The organism is Alkalicoccus urumqiensis (assembly GCF_002993335.1).
GTDB lineage: Bacteria > Bacillota > Bacilli > Bacillales > Salisediminibacteriaceae > Alkalicoccus > Alkalicoccus urumqiensis.
In genome coordinates this window covers 124,735-144,295 of sequence record NZ_PVNS01000005.1, presented here as the reverse complement: position 1 = coordinate 144,295, position 19,561 = coordinate 124,735, and the positions used below count along the sequence as shown (strand labels likewise).

At 53.9% G+C, this 19,561-nt stretch carries 18 protein-coding genes and 1 riboswitch; of the genes, 11 read left to right on the top strand and 7 right to left on the bottom strand.

All coding sequences use genetic code 11. From position 1 onward, the window contains the following. Positions 1 to 43: 43 nt before the first annotated feature. A complete protein-coding gene (locus C6I21_RS06865; RefSeq protein WP_181186145.1) occupies positions 44 to 661 on the bottom strand; it encodes a precorrin-2 dehydrogenase/sirohydrochlorin ferrochelatase family protein in 618 nt (205 codons plus the stop codon). A 126-nt stretch (positions 662 to 787) separates the two neighbouring features. Here C6I21_RS06865 and C6I21_RS06860 point away from each other — a divergent pair, with 126 nt between their 5' ends. From C6I21_RS06860 to C6I21_RS06850, 3 genes are read left to right on the top strand one after another with little or no spacing between them, the layout of a single operon-like run. Continuing rightward, the gene (locus C6I21_RS06860) at positions 788 to 1,144 is read left to right on the top strand and encodes a PH domain-containing protein (protein ID WP_105958703.1); all 357 of its coding nucleotides are present in this window, start codon (positions 788 to 790) and stop codon (positions 1,142 to 1,144) included. Continuing rightward, complete coding sequence (locus tag C6I21_RS06855; protein ID WP_181186144.1) at positions 1,141 to 1,671, top strand: GrpB family protein; 531 nt, start codon at positions 1,141 to 1,143, stop codon at positions 1,669 to 1,671. Before C6I21_RS06860 ends, C6I21_RS06855 begins: the two co-directional genes overlap by 4 nt. Positions 1,672 to 1,685: 14 nt before the next feature. After that, positions 1,686 to 2,333: an SDR family oxidoreductase gene (locus tag C6I21_RS06850; RefSeq protein WP_105958792.1), complete on the top strand. Its 648-nt coding sequence runs from the start codon at positions 1,686 to 1,688 to the stop codon at positions 2,331 to 2,333. Between the two features lie 700 nt (positions 2,334 to 3,033). On the opposite strand, the gene C6I21_RS06845 is transcribed toward C6I21_RS06850, so the two are convergent. Beyond that, positions 3,034 to 4,356 carry a Na+/H+ antiporter NhaC family protein gene (locus C6I21_RS06845; protein WP_181186143.1) on the bottom strand — a complete coding sequence of 441 codons (1,323 nt, stop codon included), beginning with the start codon at positions 4,354 to 4,356 and terminating at the stop codon, positions 3,034 to 3,036. A 332-nt stretch (positions 4,357 to 4,688) separates the two neighbouring features. Here C6I21_RS06845 and abc-f point away from each other — a divergent pair, with 332 nt between their 5' ends. After that, on the top strand, positions 4,689 to 6,197 hold the full coding sequence (abc-f, locus tag C6I21_RS06835; protein WP_105958699.1) for a ribosomal protection-like ABC-F family protein: 1,509 nt from the start codon (positions 4,689 to 4,691) through the stop codon (positions 6,195 to 6,197). 74 nt (positions 6,198 to 6,271) lie between these two features. Beyond that, positions 6,272 to 6,721, top strand: coding sequence for a hypothetical protein (locus tag C6I21_RS06830; protein WP_105958698.1), 450 nt, complete (start codon positions 6,272 to 6,274; stop codon positions 6,719 to 6,721). 11 nt (positions 6,722 to 6,732) lie between these two features. Here C6I21_RS06830 and C6I21_RS06825 read toward each other — a convergent pair whose 3' ends face one another. Then, a complete protein-coding gene (locus C6I21_RS06825) occupies positions 6,733 to 7,179 on the bottom strand; it encodes a DUF4385 domain-containing protein (RefSeq protein WP_105958697.1) in 447 nt (148 codons plus the stop codon). An 87-nt stretch (positions 7,180 to 7,266) separates the two neighbouring features. Between C6I21_RS06825 and C6I21_RS06820 the strand changes: the two genes are divergently transcribed. Further along, positions 7,267 to 8,079, top strand: a complete 813-nt coding sequence (locus C6I21_RS06820) for a putative RNA methyltransferase (RefSeq protein WP_105958696.1) — start codon at positions 7,267 to 7,269, stop codon at positions 8,077 to 8,079. Positions 8,080 to 8,121: 42 nt separating this feature from the next. On the opposite strand, the gene C6I21_RS06815 is transcribed toward C6I21_RS06820, so the two are convergent. Beyond that, entirely contained in the window at positions 8,122 to 8,586 is a 465-nt protein-coding gene (locus C6I21_RS06815; RefSeq protein WP_105958695.1) for a glutathione peroxidase, read from the bottom strand. A gap of 64 nt (positions 8,587 to 8,650) precedes the next feature. Next, positions 8,651 to 9,832, bottom strand: a complete 1,182-nt coding sequence (gene hmpA / locus C6I21_RS06810) for an NO-inducible flavohemoprotein (protein ID WP_105958694.1) — start codon at positions 9,830 to 9,832, stop codon at positions 8,651 to 8,653. Between the two features lie 156 nt (positions 9,833 to 9,988). Here hmpA and C6I21_RS06805 point away from each other — a divergent pair, with 156 nt between their 5' ends. Next, complete coding sequence (locus C6I21_RS06805) at positions 9,989 to 10,432, top strand: Rrf2 family transcriptional regulator (RefSeq protein WP_105958693.1); 444 nt, start codon at positions 9,989 to 9,991, stop codon at positions 10,430 to 10,432. A 59-nt stretch (positions 10,433 to 10,491) separates the two neighbouring features. Here C6I21_RS06805 and C6I21_RS06800 read toward each other — a convergent pair whose 3' ends face one another. Both C6I21_RS06800 and C6I21_RS06795 read right to left on the bottom strand, forming a co-directional pair. Next, positions 10,492 to 12,171 carry a methyl-accepting chemotaxis protein gene (locus C6I21_RS06800; RefSeq protein WP_105958692.1) on the bottom strand — a complete coding sequence of 560 codons (1,680 nt, stop codon included), beginning with the start codon at positions 12,169 to 12,171 and terminating at the stop codon, positions 10,492 to 10,494. Between the two features lie 208 nt (positions 12,172 to 12,379). Continuing rightward, a complete protein-coding gene (locus tag C6I21_RS06795) occupies positions 12,380 to 14,542 on the bottom strand; it encodes a sensor domain-containing phosphodiesterase (protein WP_181186142.1) in 2,163 nt (720 codons plus the stop codon). A gap of 243 nt (positions 14,543 to 14,785) precedes the next feature. Between C6I21_RS06795 and C6I21_RS06790 the strand changes: the two genes are divergently transcribed. From C6I21_RS06790 to cobT, 4 genes are read left to right on the top strand one after another with little or no spacing between them, the layout of a single operon-like run. Next, positions 14,786 to 16,258 carry a potassium/proton antiporter gene (locus C6I21_RS06790; RefSeq protein WP_105958791.1) on the top strand — a complete coding sequence of 491 codons (1,473 nt, stop codon included), beginning with the start codon at positions 14,786 to 14,788 and terminating at the stop codon, positions 16,256 to 16,258. Further along, positions 16,258 to 16,797 (top strand): cob(I)yrinic acid a,c-diamide adenosyltransferase, encoded by a 540-nt coding sequence (locus C6I21_RS06785; RefSeq protein ID WP_105958690.1) that lies wholly within the window; start codon positions 16,258 to 16,260, stop codon positions 16,795 to 16,797. Before C6I21_RS06790 ends, C6I21_RS06785 begins: the two co-directional genes overlap by 1 nt. Before the next feature lie 19 nt (positions 16,798 to 16,816). Beyond that, a complete protein-coding gene (locus tag C6I21_RS06780; protein WP_105958790.1) occupies positions 16,817 to 18,271 on the top strand; it encodes a cobyric acid synthase in 1,455 nt (484 codons plus the stop codon). Next, positions 18,268 to 19,299: a nicotinate-nucleotide--dimethylbenzimidazole phosphoribosyltransferase gene (gene cobT / locus C6I21_RS06775; RefSeq protein WP_105958689.1), complete on the top strand. Its 1,032-nt coding sequence runs from the start codon at positions 18,268 to 18,270 to the stop codon at positions 19,297 to 19,299. The genes C6I21_RS06780 and cobT overlap by 4 nt, the downstream gene beginning before the upstream one ends. A gap of 66 nt (positions 19,300 to 19,365) precedes the next feature. Then, a riboswitch (cobalamin riboswitch) is annotated at positions 19,366 to 19,550 on the top strand. The last annotated feature ends 11 nt before the right edge of the window (positions 19,551 to 19,561 follow it).

Sequence of the window (19,561 nt, the reverse complement as noted above, 5' to 3'; positions counted from 1 at the left end):
GGGTGCTCCGGTTATGGGGCGCCCGCTTTCGTGTGATGGGGGGTCACAGCTTATCTCCGCCGGCATCGGTTAACATCCGGTTGACGTAAACAGTAAACGAAGCGCGTGCCCCTTCGGTTTCCGGAAGAAGCGCGGCTTCCCGGAGGATCTCCCGGCGGAGGTCCTCGGGAAGCGGTGACTGTTTCATGTGCTGCCGCAGCTCGTACAGGTAATCGATATGCGCTTCAATGCCGGAGGGCAGCAGCTGCTCGATCTGCTCCTTCAGTTTTTTCGTGTAGGCCGGACCGGCGCCGCCGGTGCTGATCGTAATCTGCAGCCGGCCATGTGTCAGCTGCTGCGGAATGTGAAGATCCCCTCTGGAGGCATCGACGGCATCGTTTACGAGCGCGCTGGAGCCGTAGGCAATCACCGCCGCTTCCTCGTCCGGTGCCGCCAGGATGAGTAGAAACGCGTTTTCCACATCTTCTGCCTGCAGCCGTCGGTGGATCAGCGTGCAGTCTGATGCAGCTTCTTCCAGTTCCGGAAGAAAGGACGGGCTCACGATCGTCACGTCCGCGCCGCAGTTCTTGACGAGATGGAAGCGTCGGAGCGCAACAGCGCCGCCTCCGATAATAATCACTCGGCGGCCCTCCAGCTGGAGCTGGACAGGGAAAAGAGTCATGGTCATTCCTCCAGTACAGGTTCTTCTGTTAAGCGTAGCACAGGTGCAGACGGTCCGTAGAGGGATTTACAGATTTTTCTGCTGGGCGTACAATCACCATACATACTTTTTAGGAGGCGGTAGACAATGGGTTTATTTAAAAGTGGCGATAACAAAGCAAAGCACCGTGAACATGCAGAGGAATTTTTGTTTGAAGGAGAGGAGTTGAAAGGCACGTATGGCCTCATGGTTGATTTCGTGGCGTTCACGAGCCACCGCATCCTGTTTGTCGACCGTTCGCTCATGTCCAAGTCACGCTCTGTCGTCGTGAGTATCCCGTACAGCAAAATCGAGGAATGTGCCATTGAAAAAACAGGTATGTTCTCGTTTTCCAACAATATTGAAATCGCGACAAAATCCAAAACACACGAGCTTCAGTTTTTAAAAGACAGCGACGTCATGGAATTCTACCGGGAGCTGACCGAGCGGATGTGCAGAGGGTGACACCGCGCCGCGTGGAGGTCACTCCGTACCAGGCGGAATGGCCGCATCGGTTCGAGGAGGAAAAACAACGCCTGGAAAACGTGTTTCAGGGAAAGCTGATCAGCCTGCATCATATCGGAAGCACGTCGGTAACGGGCCTGCCTGCGAAACCGACGATCGATATCATGGGCGCGTTGAAGCGGCTGGAAGATGCCGATCAGATGGAAGAGAAGCTTGAGGAGCTCGGCTACACCGCCTACGGAGAGCACCATATGACCGGACGTCGTTTTTTCACCAGGGAGGCTCCTGACGGAAGACGTCTTGTCCACCTTCATTTGTTCGAAGAAAACAGCCCCCACCTGGAGCGTCACCTTGCGTTCCGGGACTACCTGCGCTGCCATCCGGAAGCCCGGCGGCGGTATGGAGGTTTAAAGCAGTCCCTCGCATGGGAATACCCTTTTAATATGAAGGCCTACATCGAAGGGAAAGAAGATGTAGTGAAAGAGCTGGAAGCCGGAGCCCTTAAGTGGTACCGGAAAAAGACATAGAAAGGGTGTTTGTTTTGAAAGTACTCGTTATTGGAGCAAATGGACAGATCGGAAGCCAGCTTGTGACTAAGCTGCACGATGGCGGAGAACATGACGTCCGGGCGATGGTCCGGAAAGAGGAGCAGAAAAAAGCGTTTGAAGACAAAGGCGTAGAAGCAGTCCTTGCCGACCTCGAAGGAAGCGTGGACGAGATTGCAGAAGCGATGAAAGGCTGCGATGCGGCGGTATTTGCTGCAGGATCCGGCGGAAGCACCGGACCGGATAAAACGCTGCTTATCGATCTCGATGGAGCCGGCAAATCGGTGGAGGCTGCAGAGAAAGCAGGCGTCGACCGCTTCCTCATGGTCAGTGCCATTCAGGCGCATAACCGGAAAAACTGGAGCGAGAAGATCCGCCACTACTTTGCGGCGAAGCACTACGCCGACCGTATGCTGATGAACAGCTCTTTAAACTACACGATCGTCCGTCCGGGCGGGCTGGAAAACGAGCCGGGAACCGGAAAAGTCAGCGCCGGCGAAAATCTGGACCGTGCAAACATTCCGCGTGAAGACGTTGCCTCTGTTCTGGCAGCAGCCATCAGCAACGAAAACACGTACCGGAAAGGGTTTGACCTCGTCAGCGGAGAGCATTCGATCGAAGACGCTTTGAATCAGCTTTCGTAAGTAGAGGAAAATAAGGTAGAGGCTGCAGCGGTGCACATTTGTGTACGCGCTGCAGTTTTTTTGTAGGGTAAGAATGTATAAAATTCAAAGCCTCTTTCAAGCAGTTATGCCAAGGACGGCAGCATTTCAAGCCGTTGTTCTATTCATTGTCCCTTTCTATTGAGCCGCATGGGTGGAGCCGGCCTATGGTCTGCGCCGCAGGGCAGCGCTCTTCTGCCATGCGGCGCGGCCGAGCGGAGCCATGCTTCTTCTAGCGGAGAACAAATTCCACCGCCGTCCCTGGCGAACGCTTCGGAGCGGCAGTTTGCTGTCATTTGAAAAACACCGGACCAGAAACAGCCGCCCGCGGACCAGCCTGGCTCGTTATCGGAACACCGCAGCCCCCCTGGCGGACCAGGAGCGGCCTTCTTCGGACCAAGCGCATTGTATCGGACCATCTTCCGCCCAAATCGGAACACGTGCCGTACCAAATCGGACCAACTTTCCAGGCCATCGGACCACCGGCCGCCGAAACTTAAGGCGGCCACTCTGCTCCAAGCCGTCTCCTGCTCTCGTCCTGCAGTCTTCGTTCCCTCCAGAACGCGTACGGCTGCAGATGCAGGCAGAAAGCGGTAAACCATTCAATAGATTTCACTCTTTTAAAATCAGGCAGGTTCTGCCGGGCTTTTTTTACTGCAGCGGGATAAATGCACAGATTCGTTCAGGATACACTGTCCGTGGAAATACTGCTCCCTGCCTTTCTCCGGAAGCTCCACAGGATGGTGACGGCCGGGCTGATCCAGAGAAAGACGGCTGCCGGCACGTACTGAATCGGCGGCACACCGACGATCGTGCCGCAGAGAATGGCAAGCAGACTCCATGGAACCATGCCGGCAAACACGACGGTGGAGTCGGCAAGAATGCGCGCAAGTCCTTCACTGGAATAGTGCGTCCGCCAGTGCGGAAGCAGCGTCCGTCCGGTCAGTAGAATAGGGAAGGACTGATTCGGCGAGACGAGGGAGACGGCCGCCGCGCAGAGAACGGTAACGACAGTCGCCGCCCGGAAGCTGTGCACCCGCTCAAATAATCGTTCCAGATGAGGGGTGAGCATGCCGGCGTCTTCGATCATCTGGCAGAAGGCGCCGACAGCGAGGATAAACAGCACAAACGGCAGCATCCCCGCCAGTCCATTAATCGTATTCAGCCCGAAGAAAGCGGCCTCCAGCAGCCCGGCGGCATCTCCGCCGCGCAGAAAGTATAACAGCACTCCAGCTGCGATCGCACTGGTAAAGCATGTGTACATGGACCGCCCCGCTGTAATCAGTATGAACAGAAGCAGCGGCGGAATCAGCGATACGAGGAGACTTCCTGCCGGCGGAAGCGACCCGGTTGTCTCTCCTGATACAGCGTACACGCTGTCGAGGAGGGCGAATACGGCAGCACTGACAGCCGTGCTGACCAAAAGGGTCGGCAGGATGGACCGGAAATGGTTCCGCGGCGAAAGTTCCACAGCGAACGCAAGCAGTTGAAACGAACTGGACAGCGGGGACGTACGGTCGCCGATAAAGGCGCCGGATACGAGGGCGCCGGCCAGTAGAACTTCCGCGTGGCCAAGGGACATGCCGGCACTCATAAGCGGAATGCCGACGATACTTAGCGAGCCGATCGCACTGCCGACCGTAAGCGACATCGCACCTGCGATCAAAAAAGAAGCTGTCAGGAAAAAGGAAACCGGAACGGATGCGAGAAACAGGTCATTTAAATCACTGACGATGCCGGCGGACGCCCAGGATGGAAGCAGCAGACCGATAAATACGAGCAGCCATGCGATCGGCCGGTTCCGCAGAACGCCGCGTCGTATCGAGCGAAGCACGTCCTGCGGGGAGGCGCCTTTTTTCTGAAGCATGATAAAAAGAACGACAGCTCCCGGCAGAACCGCTGCCCAGAGGGGAAACGAACCGGACACCGCTGCACCGAGCGGAACGAGCAGCGCAGCGAAAACAAAAATGATCTGCTTTATAGAAAAAGGTTGATGTATTGTCATTATCATCACTCCGACACTGATTGTAGCATGAAATCAGGAAGAACTTGACAACTCCGGGTGAATTTCATTATGATAACGGTATCAAAACACGAAAGGGTGACTCCGGCCGACATGAAGTAACTTCCGTACTGCCCCATTACTTGCACAGAAAAAGGAAACGAATGTTTCTTTGTCATGCCCGAAAAGAGAACGAGGGGCTGGCTGCAGGTAAAGGTACGGAAAGAACGCTTCACGTCCGGATCACTCCAGAAACAGCGTACGCGCATGGGGAGTGGCTCCTCATGCTTTTTTGTGTTTTTTCCTGCAGCAGCCTCCTTTAAGGAGGAAGTCATATGTACGCCTTACTACATGAAGTGGCTGCCGGTATTCCCGGCCGGACACTCATCACGTGCCGCCACGAAACGATCCATGCCGGAGACCGGATCGGTCTGATCGGGCCGAACGGGTGCGGCAAAACGACACTTATGGAAAAGATCGCATCAGAACAGGAAGGGGTGACGCTTTATACGGACCCGGTCTATGTCCCCCAGCTGCATGATGAATCCAAACCGGAAAGCGGCGGGGAAACGACGAAACGTCTGCTCCGGAAAGCTTTCCGCCGGGAGGGCGGCCTGCTGCTTCTCGATGAGCCGACCACGTATCTGGATACCGACGGGCTGGAGTGGCTGGAGGAACAGCTCCGCAGCTTCAACGGAGCTGTTCTCGTCATTTCCCACGACCGCGCTTTTCTGGATGCCGTCTGTACGAAGATATGGAGTGTGGAAGACGGAGAGATCCACGCTATGGCCGGAACGTACAGCACGTACAAACAGGAGAAGGAAAAAAAGAATCTCGCCCACAGACGAAGTTACGAAACCCAGCAGCAGGAAAAGGCAAAGCTGGAGCGGGCGGTCCGTATGAAAGAACAGCGGGCGGAGGCGGTAACGAGCACGAAAAATGTCAGCCGGTCCGAAGCGAAAATTACGGGAGCGAAGCCTTACTTTGCCAAGAAACAGAAAAAAATGCAGCAGTCCGGAAGAGCAATGAAGCAGCGGCTGGAGAAATTGGATACGGTGGAAAAGCCGTTTGAGGAGCGTCCGCTGCAGATGACGCTCCCCGGGTCGGAAAAGCGGAGGAGCGGTCCGGCCGTCCGCCTTGAAAAAAGTACGGCCGAAGCCGGAGGCCGAACGCTCTGGACGAGTGAGGCGATGTCGTTTTCCTACGGGGAGCATGTGGCAGTAACAGGCCCTAATGGGAGCGGCAAAACGACGTTTCTGCAGCGGCTGTATGAAGGAATCGATATAGACGTCCCGGCCTGGCTCCGCTTCGGCAGGTCCGTTCAGGATGTACGGGCATTGGAAACCGGCGGTACAATGCTCGAGTATGTCATGGCAGAGAGCATACAGCCGGAAGAAACAGTGCGTACCGTGCTCGCCCGGCTCGGCTTCCGCGGGGAGCGGGTGTACGTGCCGGCCGCAGAACTGAGCGGCGGTGAGAAGCGGAAAGTATCTTTTGCAGCACTGTTTGTCAGCGGCTGCAATGCCCTTCTTCTCGATGAACCCACTACGTTTCTGGATTTAGAGGCGGTAGAAGCGCTGGAGGGATTGATTCAGGAATATCCCGGACTGATTTTTCTCGTTTCCCACGACCGGCGCTTTGTGGAGCGTACGGCAGATGTCGTATTGGACATACGAAACGGAAGCCTGTCTGTGGTGGAAGAGGCCGATGCACCAGAGGATGAGAGGCTGCTCCTTGAGACCAGGCTGAGCGATGTAGTAAGCCGGCTGAGCACCGAGCCTTCCCCGGAGCTCGAGGAAGAGTTCCAGAAACTGCTGAAAAAAAAGAAACAGCTTGAAACGTAAAGAAAGCGGCATTCGTACTCTGGTAAGAAGCAATTATTTCCCAGGAAATAACCGTGAAAGGTGGGGAGCACAGTATGAATAGAAAACAGCGCTTTTACCTGTTGTTCAGCATGTCGCTGAGTATTTTCGCCGTCCTCTGGCTTCTTGTGTTCGGTGCCGGCCTGCATCCGTATCATACGGAGCTGGACCGGGTGGATGAACATACACTGACCGCCGAGGGACTGGTGATTGACGGCGAGATTTCCGCCGGGGAGAATGATCAGGGGACAATATATCTGATGTCTCATATAGAGCATCTGTACGAGAAGCTGGAACTGCAGCTTCTATATGTACTGATCTTTCTCGCTTTCACGGCTTCGTTATCCATTCTTTATCGAAAGCTGCGGAAGGAAGGCTGGAAGCACGAAGAGGCGCGCGGGTTCTGGAAGGCTGCCCTTGCAGCCGGCATCAGTCTTGCCGGCGCGCTGCTGCTTTACTGGCAGCAGGGAAACAGTATAGTACAGCTGTTTCAGCTCGCACAATAAAAGGAACACCATTACCCGTAGCGGCGCTGGTGTTCCTTTTTCTTCTCTAAATACTCTTTATCCTCCCGGACCTGAATCCACGTTTCTTCAAAAATGCGGGCGGACTCTGCCTTCTCTTCATTGATCTGCCGCTCTTTGATGCTGCCGTCTTTATTGTATTTTTTTCCGCCTTTGTAATTGGCATAGCGCCGCGAACGGGTGTAGCCCATCTGAATAAACTTCCTCGCCATATCCATGCCGACAAAATCATCCTTCTCTTTATACGATTCAAACATCTGATATAATGTATCCGCAGATTCCCTTGCGATATCCGGCGTTTTAAAACGCCAGTGGGGGAGAAGCTCACTCTTGTAAGGCTCCACCATCAACACACCCTGTTCCCCGCGGCCGACACGGTATTTATGCGGCTCTTCGCGGAAATCGGTGTTCTCAAAATCTGCATTGTAGTCAAAAGCCATTTCCGTACACCTCCTGCCCTTCTATACCCAGATAAAAGGCAGGAGAAAACGGTGTTTATTTCCAATATACTGAAGGAGCGACCGATCATGATGAGTAAACGAGAAAAACGACGCCTGCGTATCGATGAATTGTTTCCGTTGTTCCGCTGTCCGCACTGCCGGCAGGAACTTTACGTGTCAGACAATGACCTGCGCTGCCGGACGGGCCACACCTTTCCGATCGCAAAGCAGGGGCACGTTCATCTGCTTAACGGAAAAGGAGCCGATGACTATTCGAAAGAACTGTTTCAGGCGAGAAAAGACGTACTTCAGGAAGGAATTTACGATCCGCTCTACGAAAACCTGACGCCGCTTCTGCCGGAGGGCGGCACGGTGCTCGATGCAGGCTGCGGGGAAGGTTCGCACCTGACCGCACTTGGTAAAAAGAAAACATTCGACGGCATCGGAATCGACAATGCCAAAGCGGCTGTCCAGATGGCCGCCGCACAGTCGGATGACATGGTGTTCGCCGCCGGTGATCTGGCAGACGCTCCGATGGTATCCGGGAGGCTCGATGGTATTCTTAATGTCCTTTCGCCGGCGAATTACACGGAATTTAAGCGGATGCTTAAGCCGGAAGGACGTGTTATCAAAGTCATTCCGAACACTTCGTACTTAACAGAGCTCCGAACCGCCGCAGGAAAAGCGCCCTACTCCAATGAAGAGGTCCGCCGCGGCTTTTTCGACGCGTTTCCACATGCAGAGGAAATACACACTTCCTGGAATGCTCCGCTTACCCCTGCATCTGCTGCCCTTCTCTGGAAAATGACGCCGCTCACGTGGAATACAGCTATGCCGGAGACGTTTCAGCCGGAAACCGTAACGATAGATATTACGATTCTGCACGCCTTCACGAACTAACGAAAAACTGCCGCCTCCCACATAAGGGAAGCAGCAGTTTTTTTAATTTGATTCCGGCAGATCGGATAAAATTTTCCCGGGAGACGTTTTCGGTGCATAGCGGCGGATAACGCGGCCGTCGGCATCGATGAGAAATTTGGTGAAATTCCATTTGATTTCCCGCCCGAACGAGCCCGGCTGCTGTTCTTTTAAAAATTGAAACAGCGGCATCGTCCGGCGCCCGTTGACGTAGTCTTTCTGTGTTAAAGGGAAGGTGACACCGAAGTTTTTCTCGCACGTTTCGGTCATTTCCTCATTTGTCGTCGGTTCCTGATTTAAAAACTGGTTGCATGGAACACCGAGCACGTCCAGACCATTTTCGTGCATCGACTGGAGCTCTTTAAACTGCGGCGCAAGTCCGCAGTTCATAGCCGTGTTGACGATGACGAATGGTTTTCCGCGGTAGTTTTCAAGCGGCAGATCGGTGCCGTCGGCGAGTTTTACGGTGAAATCATAAATACTGGTCATGGGCCGTCCCTCCACGAGCTTCGTTTTCTACATTATAGCGGATGGGACCTTTTGAGTAAAACGATCAGTTTGTTACAGGAAGCGCCATACCCGGACCGAAGTATTCGTAATGAATCTGTTCTGCGTTATATCCGAGTGACTGGAGCTGGGTGTAAACGGCTGTCATAAATGCTTCCGGCCCGCACAAGTAGATCTCTGTTGTGTCTTCCGGGAGGAACTCCTGAAGCATTGCAGGAGTAATCCGGCCCTGAGCATCGCCGGCGTCTGGCTGTTCCGGATGCTCGTATACGACGAAATGACGACGGATACCTGCTGAAGCTGCTTTGGCTGCATCTTCCTGCAGGCCGGCAGCAGCTTCGTTGCGTACGGCATGAATCAGCGTCAGCGGACGTTCCGGACGTCTGGTGGTCTCCTGCTTGAACATGCTGAGAAGCGGGGTGATCCCGACTCCGCCTGCGATAAACGCTGCGCCGCCGCTTCCTTCTTTCATCGTGAAGTCACCGGCCGGTGCGCTCGCATAAATCGTGTCGCCTGCTTCTACGTGCTGATGAAGCCAGCTGGAAACACGTCCGTCAGGGCCGGCTTCCCGTTTCACGCTGATCCGGTAGTAAGGAAGTTCCGGCTCATCGGAAAGAGAGTACTGGCGGATATGAAGATAGTTTTCGCCGGGAATCTCCGCGCGGATGCTGAGATACTGACCCGGTTCAAATGAAGGCAGCGGCTCGTCGTTTTCACGCTTCAGATAAAACGAGGTGATTTCACTGCTCTCGTTCACTTTGTCGACAACGATCATCGGCTGAAAGCCTTCCCATCCTGCTGCGTCGTACATTCCTTTTTCCACCTGAATAAAAATGTCTGCAATAATACCGTATGCAGCACCCCATGCTTCAATGACAGGGTCATCTGCATCCAGACCGAGTTTTTCCTGCATCGACCTCAGCAGGTATTCTCCGACGACGGGGTAGTGCTCCGCCTGCACACCGATACTTCGGTGTTTATGTGCCACCTGACGGACGAGCGGAAGAATGGATTCGAGCTGGTCGATATTCACCGCTGCCTGATACAGCGAGTAGGCAAGTGCGCGGGGCTGTTCGCCGGTTTCCTGATGAACGTGGTTGAAAATGTTCAGCAGCTCCGGATGATCCTCAAACAACCTGCTGTAAAAATGGGTCGTGACATCGGTGCCGTGTTGTTCCAGTACGGGAATGGTTGCTTTAATCGTCTCTTTCTGTGTTTCTGTAAGCATGTAAATCCCTCCTTGGTTTCTCTCCTTTCATTGAACCATGCAGCAGGGTTAAAAGCAATATATTAAATACATCTATTGTGTGAACACCTTTCTGTTCCTGTTCGTTGTATAAACTATGCTACACTTATGAATAACGAAAGAAGGAGGAGGAGACCGATGCATTTAACGCATTATACCGACTATTCACTCCGCGTACTCATGTACGTTACGGTAAAGCCGGAAGGTGAACTGTCGCAGATTAAAGAAATTTCGGAAGCGTACCATATATCAAAAAATCACTTAATGAAAGTGGTGTATCAGCTCGGGAAGCTCGGTTACATAGAAACGCTCCGCGGTAGAAACGGCGGCATCCGCCTGAACCAGGCACCGGAGGATATTAATATCGGTACGCTTGTGCGTCATACGGAAGACAATTTTCACATTGTCGAGTGCTTTGATCAGGAAAACAATCAGTGTCCGATCACCCCGGCGTGTCAGCTGCAGTTCGTATTAGGAGACGCCCTGAAGGCTTATATGAACGTGCTGGATCAGTACACGCTTGCCGACATAACGAAAAACAAACAGGCCCTTGCCGGACTGCTGCAGCTGCAGCCGGAATAGCAGAAAGCACCCCCGGAGGAATTCATCCTTCCGGGGGTGCTGTTGTTTAGTCTCTCCTGCTAAGCGGTCCGGAAGCGGGTCAGTTCTTCTTTCACTTCTTCGGACAGGCGGTTCAATTCGTCGGATGCGGCAGCAACTTCCTGCATGGAGGCGCTGGACTGCTGGGCTGCAGCGGCGACCGTCTGGGTATGGGCAGTCGTTTTCTCTGCGGAGGCGGTCGTTTCCTGCACTGCATTTTGTAGGGATGTCGTGCGGGAGGTGCTCTCCTCAACGGCCTGTTTCAGTGTTGTCATTGCACGGGATGTTTCCGCTGCCGTCCGGCTGATCGCGGCAAAGGCGGATTCTGCTTCGTTGACGAGAGAGACGCCTTCCTGCACGGCCGTTTTTCCTTCTTCCATGGAGGCAGCTGCTTCTTCAATATCTTCCTGGATGGAATGGATCACGCCGCTGATATCCTGTGCAGCGGTCCCGGACTGTTCGGCGAGCTTTCGCACCTCGTCCGCTACAACGGCAAAGCCGCGGCCGCTTTCGCCGGCCCGTGCTGCTTCGATGGCAGCGTTGAGAGCGAGAAGATTCGTCTGGTCGGATAGATTCGTAATAACGGTGACAATATCATCGATGCGGCGGGATTTTTCCGTCAGTGCCTGGACTTTTTCGTTGGATGATTCCGTATGGGTGCGGATCGTGTCCATCTGCCCGGCCGCACGTGCAGTTGTTTTCCGGCCATCTGCTGCTGCCCGGTCGGTTTCCACTGCCTGCACTGCAGCGGCTCCTGCCTCCCTGCTTGATGAGGTGAGGCGGGCTACTGTGGAGTGGGAGGCTTTCTCTGCGGTACTCATCGCAGCCAGCTGCGTATCCGTGCTTGACGCTACCTCCTGGATCGCTTCCGCAATCTGGCCGGCAGTGGACGTGGTTTCGCCGGCGCTCGTCTGCAGCTGGGAAGCCTGTGCGGAGAGCGAGGAAGAAACGCCCTGTACATTATCGATCAGCTGCCGGAGGCCATCGGTCATCGTTTCCATTGAACGCTCCAGGCTGCCGATTTCATCTCCGCGGTATGTTCCTTGCGGCTCCGCCCGGAGGTCGCCGCGGCTGATCCGTTCTGCCCGCGCGGAAACGCGGTTCAGTGCTCTGCTGACGCGGCGGCTGAACCAGATAAACAAGAGCAGTCCCAGAACTGCGGATGCGGCGAAGGTCAGAACAAACAATGTTGTCACCGACTGTATGGAAGTAATAGCCGCACCCCGCGCTTCTTCCTGCGCTGCGGCAAACTGTTCCTCCAGCTGGGAGATCCGTTCATACACCTGCTGCTGCAGATCACGGATCGTTTCAATTTCTCCTGCAGACTGGACGCTGCTCCCGGTAAAGCGGAGCGCCATTTCATTAAACGTGTCTTTCTGGCTCTGAATTGTCTGGAAAAGCTGGTGCTGCGCTTCATCGGTCAGGTGTTCCTGAACGAGCGCCAGCTGTTCATCCAGTACATTGTCCTGCTGCTCATATAATTCTTCATCAAACGTTCCGCTTAAGAGCGAGTCGCTGACGAGAATATACTGCGAACGAAAAAGTGCGCCGGCATCTGTAATGGCAACGGCCTGTTCTGCACGTGTATTCTGTTCATTAACGTCAGATGACGCGCCCTGCAGTTCCATAAATACAAACGCCAGCCCGACGGCAAATAAGGCGAGCACTGCACCGAATACGAGCAGCATCCGGCCTTGAAGCCGAAGCTTTAACCTTTTCATCTACTCCACTCCCTGCCATTCTATGTATGTAGTTCTTTCGTCTTTCGAACAAACTAAGTTTACCTTAGATTTCGTTTGTAGGCAATAAGAAACAGGAACTTAGAATCGATAAGATGGAGAGGGTTTCCACACGCTGAAGACGTCGGCGGGACAAAAAAACTGCCTGACCGGACCGGCCGGCAGGCAGTTTGTTGACCCTGGGCAGCGATTACTCGAATGAAGCAGGTGCCACCAGTTTTTTCAGTTCACACAGCGGCTGCGGGCGTGCGAGAAGGTATCCCTGCAGTTCATCGCAGCCCCACGCTGTTAATAAAAGCCGCTCTCTTTCCAGCTCGATTCCTTCTGCCGTCACGTGCATCCCGAGATCGTGGGCGAGGGTGATCGTACTGCGGACGATGGTCGCATCCGGTGTCCGTTCAAGCAGCCGCTGGATAAAGGAACGGTCGATTTTCAGTCCATCAAATGCCATCGTACTTAAGTAGCTTAACGAGGAATAACCGGTGCCGAAATCATCGATCCAGAAATGGACGCCCATCTGCTGCAGGCGGCGTATTTTTTCCATGCTCGAGCTTTCTAAATCCGCAGCCATCGATTCAGTTATTTCCAGTTTCAGTTTTTCCGGAGGAAGACCGGTTTCCCGGAGTACAGCGCAGACCGTTTCCACGAGGTTCTGCTGATACAGCTGGCGGACGGACAAGTTGACGGAAACCGTGGCTTCCGGAAAACCGGCTTCATGCAGTTCCTGAATATCCTGGCACGCCTGCTTCAGTACCCATTCGCCTATCGGAACAATCAGACCGGTCATTTCAGCAATTGGAATGAAATCAGCCGGTGAAACAAGGCCGAAGTCGGGATGGTTCCAGCGGAGAAGAGCTTCCGTACCGGAAAGCGCACCGGTACTGCTGTTGTAAAGCGGCTGATAATACAGCTCAAGTTCATTCCGCTGAAGGGCTGTCTGCAGTCCGTTTTCCAGAAGCAGCGTGTCGTAGCTGTGCTGGTCCATAAACGATTCATAGGTAGTAATCTGCTCGGAGCTGCCTTTCCCGTAAGCCATCGCCTGATCCGCCCGGGAAATGAGATCTTCGAGCGTCATGCCGTGGATGGGGGAGTGGCTGATGCCGATCGTAAACGAGACGATCAGTTCAATCCCGGAAACGAAAAAAGGCTTACGCAGTGTTTCCAGAAGTGTTAATGCTTCTTCTCTGCCGCTCTTTCCTGGCAGAAGCACCACAAATTCTGCTCCGCTCCAGCGGACAGCCATCCCACCCGAGCTGGAATGATGTTTCAGCTTTTCAGCAATCTGACGGAGAAGTGCATCACCGGTCTGCTGGCCAAACCCGGCGTTGATTCTTTTAAAGCGGTTAATATCAATGAATAAAAGGGAGGCATTGTCGCTGCTGTGTAAAACCGACTCGGCGTGAGCCTCCAGAAACCGGCGGTTGGGGATGCCGGTAACTGTATCATGAAACGCCATGTATTCGATGGAATCCGCCGTTTCTTTCCGGTACGTTTCGTCCCGGATGATCAGCTGCATTCCGGCTGTGGAACCGGAAGAGTAAGGAAGGACGGAAATTTCGAGATAAAACATCCGGCCGTCGCCGCGGTGGGCTTTCGTTGAAAAAATGGAGGAGGCAAGGCCTGTTTTTTCGACATCAAGTAACGTATCTTCGAAAAAAGATTCATTTTCCAATTCCAGCAGTGTGCCGAGCTCACGGCCTTCAACGTTTTCCGGACGATCCAGAAGAAAGAGGGACAGCGCCGACTGATTGCAGTACGTGATCATCCTGTTCTCCATCAGGACGAGTGCATCCGGCAGCCTTTCCACGAGCTCACGGTAGGCGCTCTCTCTATGCTGAAGTTCTGCTGTCTGTTCCAGCTGTTCGAGACGGGAGGCTGCCTGTCTGGAAAAAATGCCGAGAACTGCTTCCACCAGTGCCGGATCATCAATGGGTTTTTTATCCATGACGACGAGGATACCGATGACTTCTTCATCGGAATTAAGCAGTGGACTGCCCGCGTAGGATTCCACATTCCAGTCAACCAGATCCTCATCTTTTGGAAAGAGAGAAGCCGCCCTGCTGGGATACGTGCACATCGCTTTATCTGCAGTGACTCGTTCGCAGGGCGTGTGCCGGAGCTGATACGAGAAATTGTCGATACGTACACCATCGGCGATGCAGGCGACCGTTTCCATCTGTCCGTTTCCCTGAAAGCGGCCGATAAAGGCATAGGACCGCTGCAGCACATCGGCAATGCTCCGCGCGAGTTCTTCGAAAAAAGCATCCCCCTGCTTCAGCGTAACGGCATCGTGAATTTTCTGCAGCAGACGGTAAAGCTCAAGCTCCGAGCGGTTTTGTCCCACATGTTTCATCTGACGGCTCCCTCCCTGTGAAATATAGTACAAAAGAATGTTCATTCTATTCATAATAATAGCACAGGTCATACTCTCATCCTATCTCTTTCTGCACACAAGCAGAGGTATGCTGCAAAAAATCAGAAGCGTCAGGCAGGAAAAGAGAAAACGCTTCTCAATATGACAGAAAGAACGCATTAAGATATACTTAAAGTTATCTACTAAAAAGAAGGAGGAGGTTTTTTGCTCGACTCACTGCAGATGGACACCTTCCTGCTGTTAAGTGCGCTCATTCTCATCAGCGGCGTCATGGCAGCCAAATTCTCCAACCGTTTCGGTCTGCCGTCTCTGGTCATGTTTATTCTCGTCGGGATGATGCTCGGAAGCGATGGTCTCGGCTTTATTAATTTCGATAATCCCTACACAGCCCAGCTGATCGGTATTTTCGCACTGATTATCATCCTCTTCGAAGGGGGACTCCAGACAAAGTTTTCCACGGTCCGGTCGGTGGCGCTGCCGTCTTTATCCCTTGCAACGGCAGGTGTCCTCATTACGTCCGGTATCGTCGGTGTTGGTACATATCTTCTTTTTGATATTACGTGGCTTCAGGCGCTTTTACTCGGTGCGATCGTCGGCTCCACGGATGCGGCGGCTGTCTTCGCTGCTCTGAAAGAGCGTAATATCAAAGCGAAAATGGGTGCGACACTGGAGGCGGAATCCGGAACAAACGATCCGATGGCCGTATTTTTAACAATCAGTTTCATCGAGTTAATTCTTACACCGGATGCCTCCATCATCGGCCTCATTCCGTCCTTTTTCTGGCAGATGGGTGCGGGACTGGTTATCGGCCTCGTACTTGGGAAAGTCGCCTCCTTTGCAATTAACCGGATTAAGCTGGAATCAAGTGGTCTGTACCCGATTTTCTCTGTGGCATTTGCCCTGTTAACCTATGGCACAGCCTCCATTATTGATTCAAGCGGTTTTCTCGCCGTCTATGTGGCGGCGCTTGTCATCGGAAATTCGGAGCTTGTCTACCGTTATTCTATCTTCCAGTTCAACGAAGGTTTTGCCTGGATGGCGCAGATTCTCATGTTTATCATTCTCGGGCTGCTCGTTTTTCCGGCAGACCTGTTTACAGCGGATGTCATGATCGGCGGATTGATTTTATCTGCGATTCTCATTTTTGTAGCAAGGCCGGCTGCTGTCTGGCTTTCCACCATCGGCATGGGATACAAAATGAATGAGAAACTGTTCGTCTCCTGGGCCGGACTGCGGGGAGCCGTTCCGATCGTCCTGGCAACGTTCCCGATCGTAGCCGGGGTAGAGGACTCCGAATTTTTCTTTAACGTCGTTTTCTTCATCGTATTAACGTCTGCACTTGTTCAGGGGACGACCATCAACCTGCTTGCGGAAAAGCTGAAGCTGATGGGTCCGAAGAAAGATACGCCGCACCATTCCATTGAACTGATCAGCATGGGGAAAGCCAATGCGGAGATGATGCAGTTTAAAGTCGACAGCGATGCCGCGATTGTCGGCACGAAGCTGAAGGACTTAAATTTCCCGAACAAGGCGAATATCAGCGCGATCGTGCGGGATGAAAACTTGATTACACCTTACGGGGAAACGGAAATTAAGTCCGGAGACTTCTTGTACATCCTCGTTGCGACGAAATACGAAAAAGAACTGAAGAAAGTATTGGAGCAGAAGCAGAAGCGGACAAAGGAGGAAGCATAATGACTAAACAGGAAGGCCTCGTCTATGTGTACACTGGTAACGGCAAAGGGAAAACAACGGCAGCGATTGGGACAGCCGTCCGGAGCGCGGGCCGGGGCATGTCAGTAAAAATGCTGCAGTTCATCAAGTCGCCGGAAAGAACATATGGTGAAGCGCTGACGTTTGAGAAAATTGGAATCGAGATTGAACAGCTCGGTATCGGCTTTACGTGGACGAAGACACCAGAGGAGCATAGAGAGGCACTCCGCACAGCGTGGCCGAAAGCGAAAGAGGCGCTGCTGAGCGGAGCATACGATGTCGTGATCTGGGATGAGCTGAACAACGCTCTCGCCATCGACACCTTTCCCACAGCCGATGTGCTTCCTCTGGAGGATGTACTGGAGACGATCCGCCGGAAACCGTCCCACGTACATCTGCTGATCACCGGAAGAAATGCAGCGCAGGAAATAAGGGAAGCAGCCGATCTCGTCACGGTTATGGAACCGGAAAAGCACTATTACGAGCGGGGCATCCCGGCAGTCAAAGGCATGGAATTTTAGTATGCGGGCCCGGCCACTAATGATACAGGGGACGCAGTCGAATGCAGGAAAAAGTCTGCTTGCGGCTGCGTTCTGTCGTATATTTACCGAAGACGGCAGACGTACTGCACCGTTCAAGTCGCAGAATATGGCGCTGAATGCAGCAGTAACAAAGGAAGGCGGAGAGATCGGCCGTGCGCAGAAAATGCAGGCAGAAGCCTGCGGAATAGATGCACATACGGATATGAATCCGGTGCTGATCAAGCCGGAAGGGGACATGCGTGCACAGGTGATAGTCAACGGCCGTGCAGCCGGCGGTTTCGGCGCCTCCGCCTACCGCTCGGAATTTTACGCAGAAGCGCTTGAAGCGATCAGCTCCGCCTACGGACGTCTGGAGCAGACGGTGGACCGGATCGTGATTGAAGGCGCAGGCAGCCCGGCAGAAATTAACTTAAAAGACCGCGAGCTCGTCAATATGAGAATTGCTGAAATGGCGGATGCGCCGGTAATCCTTACAGCAGATATCGACCGCGGCGGCGTCTTTGCGATGATTGTCGGAACACTTGAGCTGCTTGAGCCGCATGAAAGAGACCGTATTGCCGGGTTTATCATTAATAAATTCCGCGGGGATGTGTCGCTTCTTCAGCCGGGGCTGGACTGGCTCGAAGCCTACACCGGAAAACCGGTGCTCGGCGTCGTTCCTTATATCGAAGACCTCGTCGTCGAAGAGGAAGATTCGCTCGGGCTGGAATCCTATGGCCGTAACGTGGAAGGCGGGCTGGACATCGTCGTTCCGGCTTTTCCGCGTATGGCTAACTACAGCGATTTGGATCCGCTCCGATGGGAGGAGGACGTCAGCCTCCGTCTCGTTGAACGCCCCGGTCAGCTGGGGACTCCGGATTTGATTGTTCTTCCGGGAAGCAAAGCAACGCTTCAGGATCTTAGTTATTTGAAGCAGCGGGGGCTGGACCGTTGTATTCAGGATGCCGCAGAGAAGGGTATCCCGGTTATCGGCATCTGCGGCGGATTTCAGATGCTTGGAGAGCGTATTGAAGATCCGGACGGCATCGAACCCGAAGCTCTGGATCATGATGGACTCGGTCTGTTCCCTTCGCTGAAAACGACGATGACTAACGAGAAAGTTGTCACGGAAACAACCGATTCGGTTTCGTGGGACGGAGAAGTGTATCCGGTGTCCGGCTACGAAATCCATGCCGGGCGCAGCGTACATACAGAAGCTTCCTGGGGAAACGGAGCAGCGCTTGGAACCGTCTACGGCACGTACATGCACGACATTTTCCACGAGGATCGGTTCCGCCATGCGCTGCTGGATTCCCTCCGGAAAAAGAGAGAACTGCCGCCTGTGACAAGGGGAAAGTTCCGTGAGAAAAAGGAAGCATCGTTTCAGAAGCTGGCAGATACCGTGCGTGCCTCTGTAGATATGGAAAAAATCGAGGAACTAATCGAGAACGGAAAGAAAGGAAGAGACGAATGAGCAGATGGGAAGAAGCAGTACAGGCGGTGCAGCTGCCGGATGAGACAGCTGCAGAGCAGATGAGAGAACGGATCGGACAGCTGACAAAGCCGCCGGGAAGCCTTGGGCGTCTGGAAACACTTGCAGTGGACATGGCAGCAGTTCAGGGAACCATTGACCTGCACGTACGCCCGCCGGCTGTACTGGTCTTTGCAGGGGACCACGGTGTGACAGCGGAGAACGTTTCCGCCTACGATGCTTCACTGACGAGGCTGATGCTGGAAAATTTCACGCGCGGCGGGGCAGCAGTAAATGTGCTCGCTTCGGAAATCGGTGCGTCCGTGACAGTGTATGATATCGGCTGCGCGGGGGCGCCCGTCGCAGGAACAGAGCAGATCCGCATCCGCCGCGGCACAGGAAATATCCGTGTGGAAGCGGCGATGACAAAAGAAGAGTGCTCCGAAGCACTGGATGCCGGATGTGATGCCGTGAAGCGGGCGGTGGAGGGCGGCGCTGCCGTTATTATTCCCGGGGAAATGGGCATCGGCAATACGACAGCGGCGGCCGCGGTTTCCGCAAAGCTTCTCGATCTTTCAGCGCGTGATGTAACGGGCGTAGGCACCGGATTGAGCGGGGAGGATCTCCGTCATAAGGAAGCCGTCGTGGAGGATGCGGTGAAACGCTCGGATAAAACGGATCCGTCTGCTGTGATTCAGGATCTCGGCGGCCTGGAGATTGCGGCGATGACAGGAGCGGTTCTCGAAGCGGCGGCATCCAGAAAAGTCATTCTGGTCGATGGATTTATCGCGACGACAGCAGCACTTGCAGCGGTACATATGGCCCCGTGGGTCCGTCCGTTTTTATTTTTCGGCCATCAGTCGGAGGAAGCCGGGCATCGGGCGCTGCTCGATGCACTGGATGCTGACCCGATTCTTTCTCTCGGCATGCGGCTCGGTGAAGGAAGCGGAGCCGTCTGCGCTTTTCCGGTGCTTCGCATGGCGGCGCGGATCCCCCGTGAAATGGCGGTATTTTCGGATCTCGGGCTGTAGCGGAGGAAAGAAGCCCTCTTCCTTTTTCCGGAATCGTATATTATACTAAGAGCAGCAGAAAAGCGTACCACTCGTCAGCAGCCTGGTGCTTCCGCTCACCCGGAAGTGAAAAGGGAAGCCGGTGTAAATCCGGCACGGACCCGCCACTGTAAGCACGGAGTCTGTTTCAGGAGCCACTGTGAATCATCACGGGAAGGCGGAGCAGACAGCGATGTGCAAGTCAGGAGACCTGCCAGGATGTGATTCACCGCCTTCGGGAGTA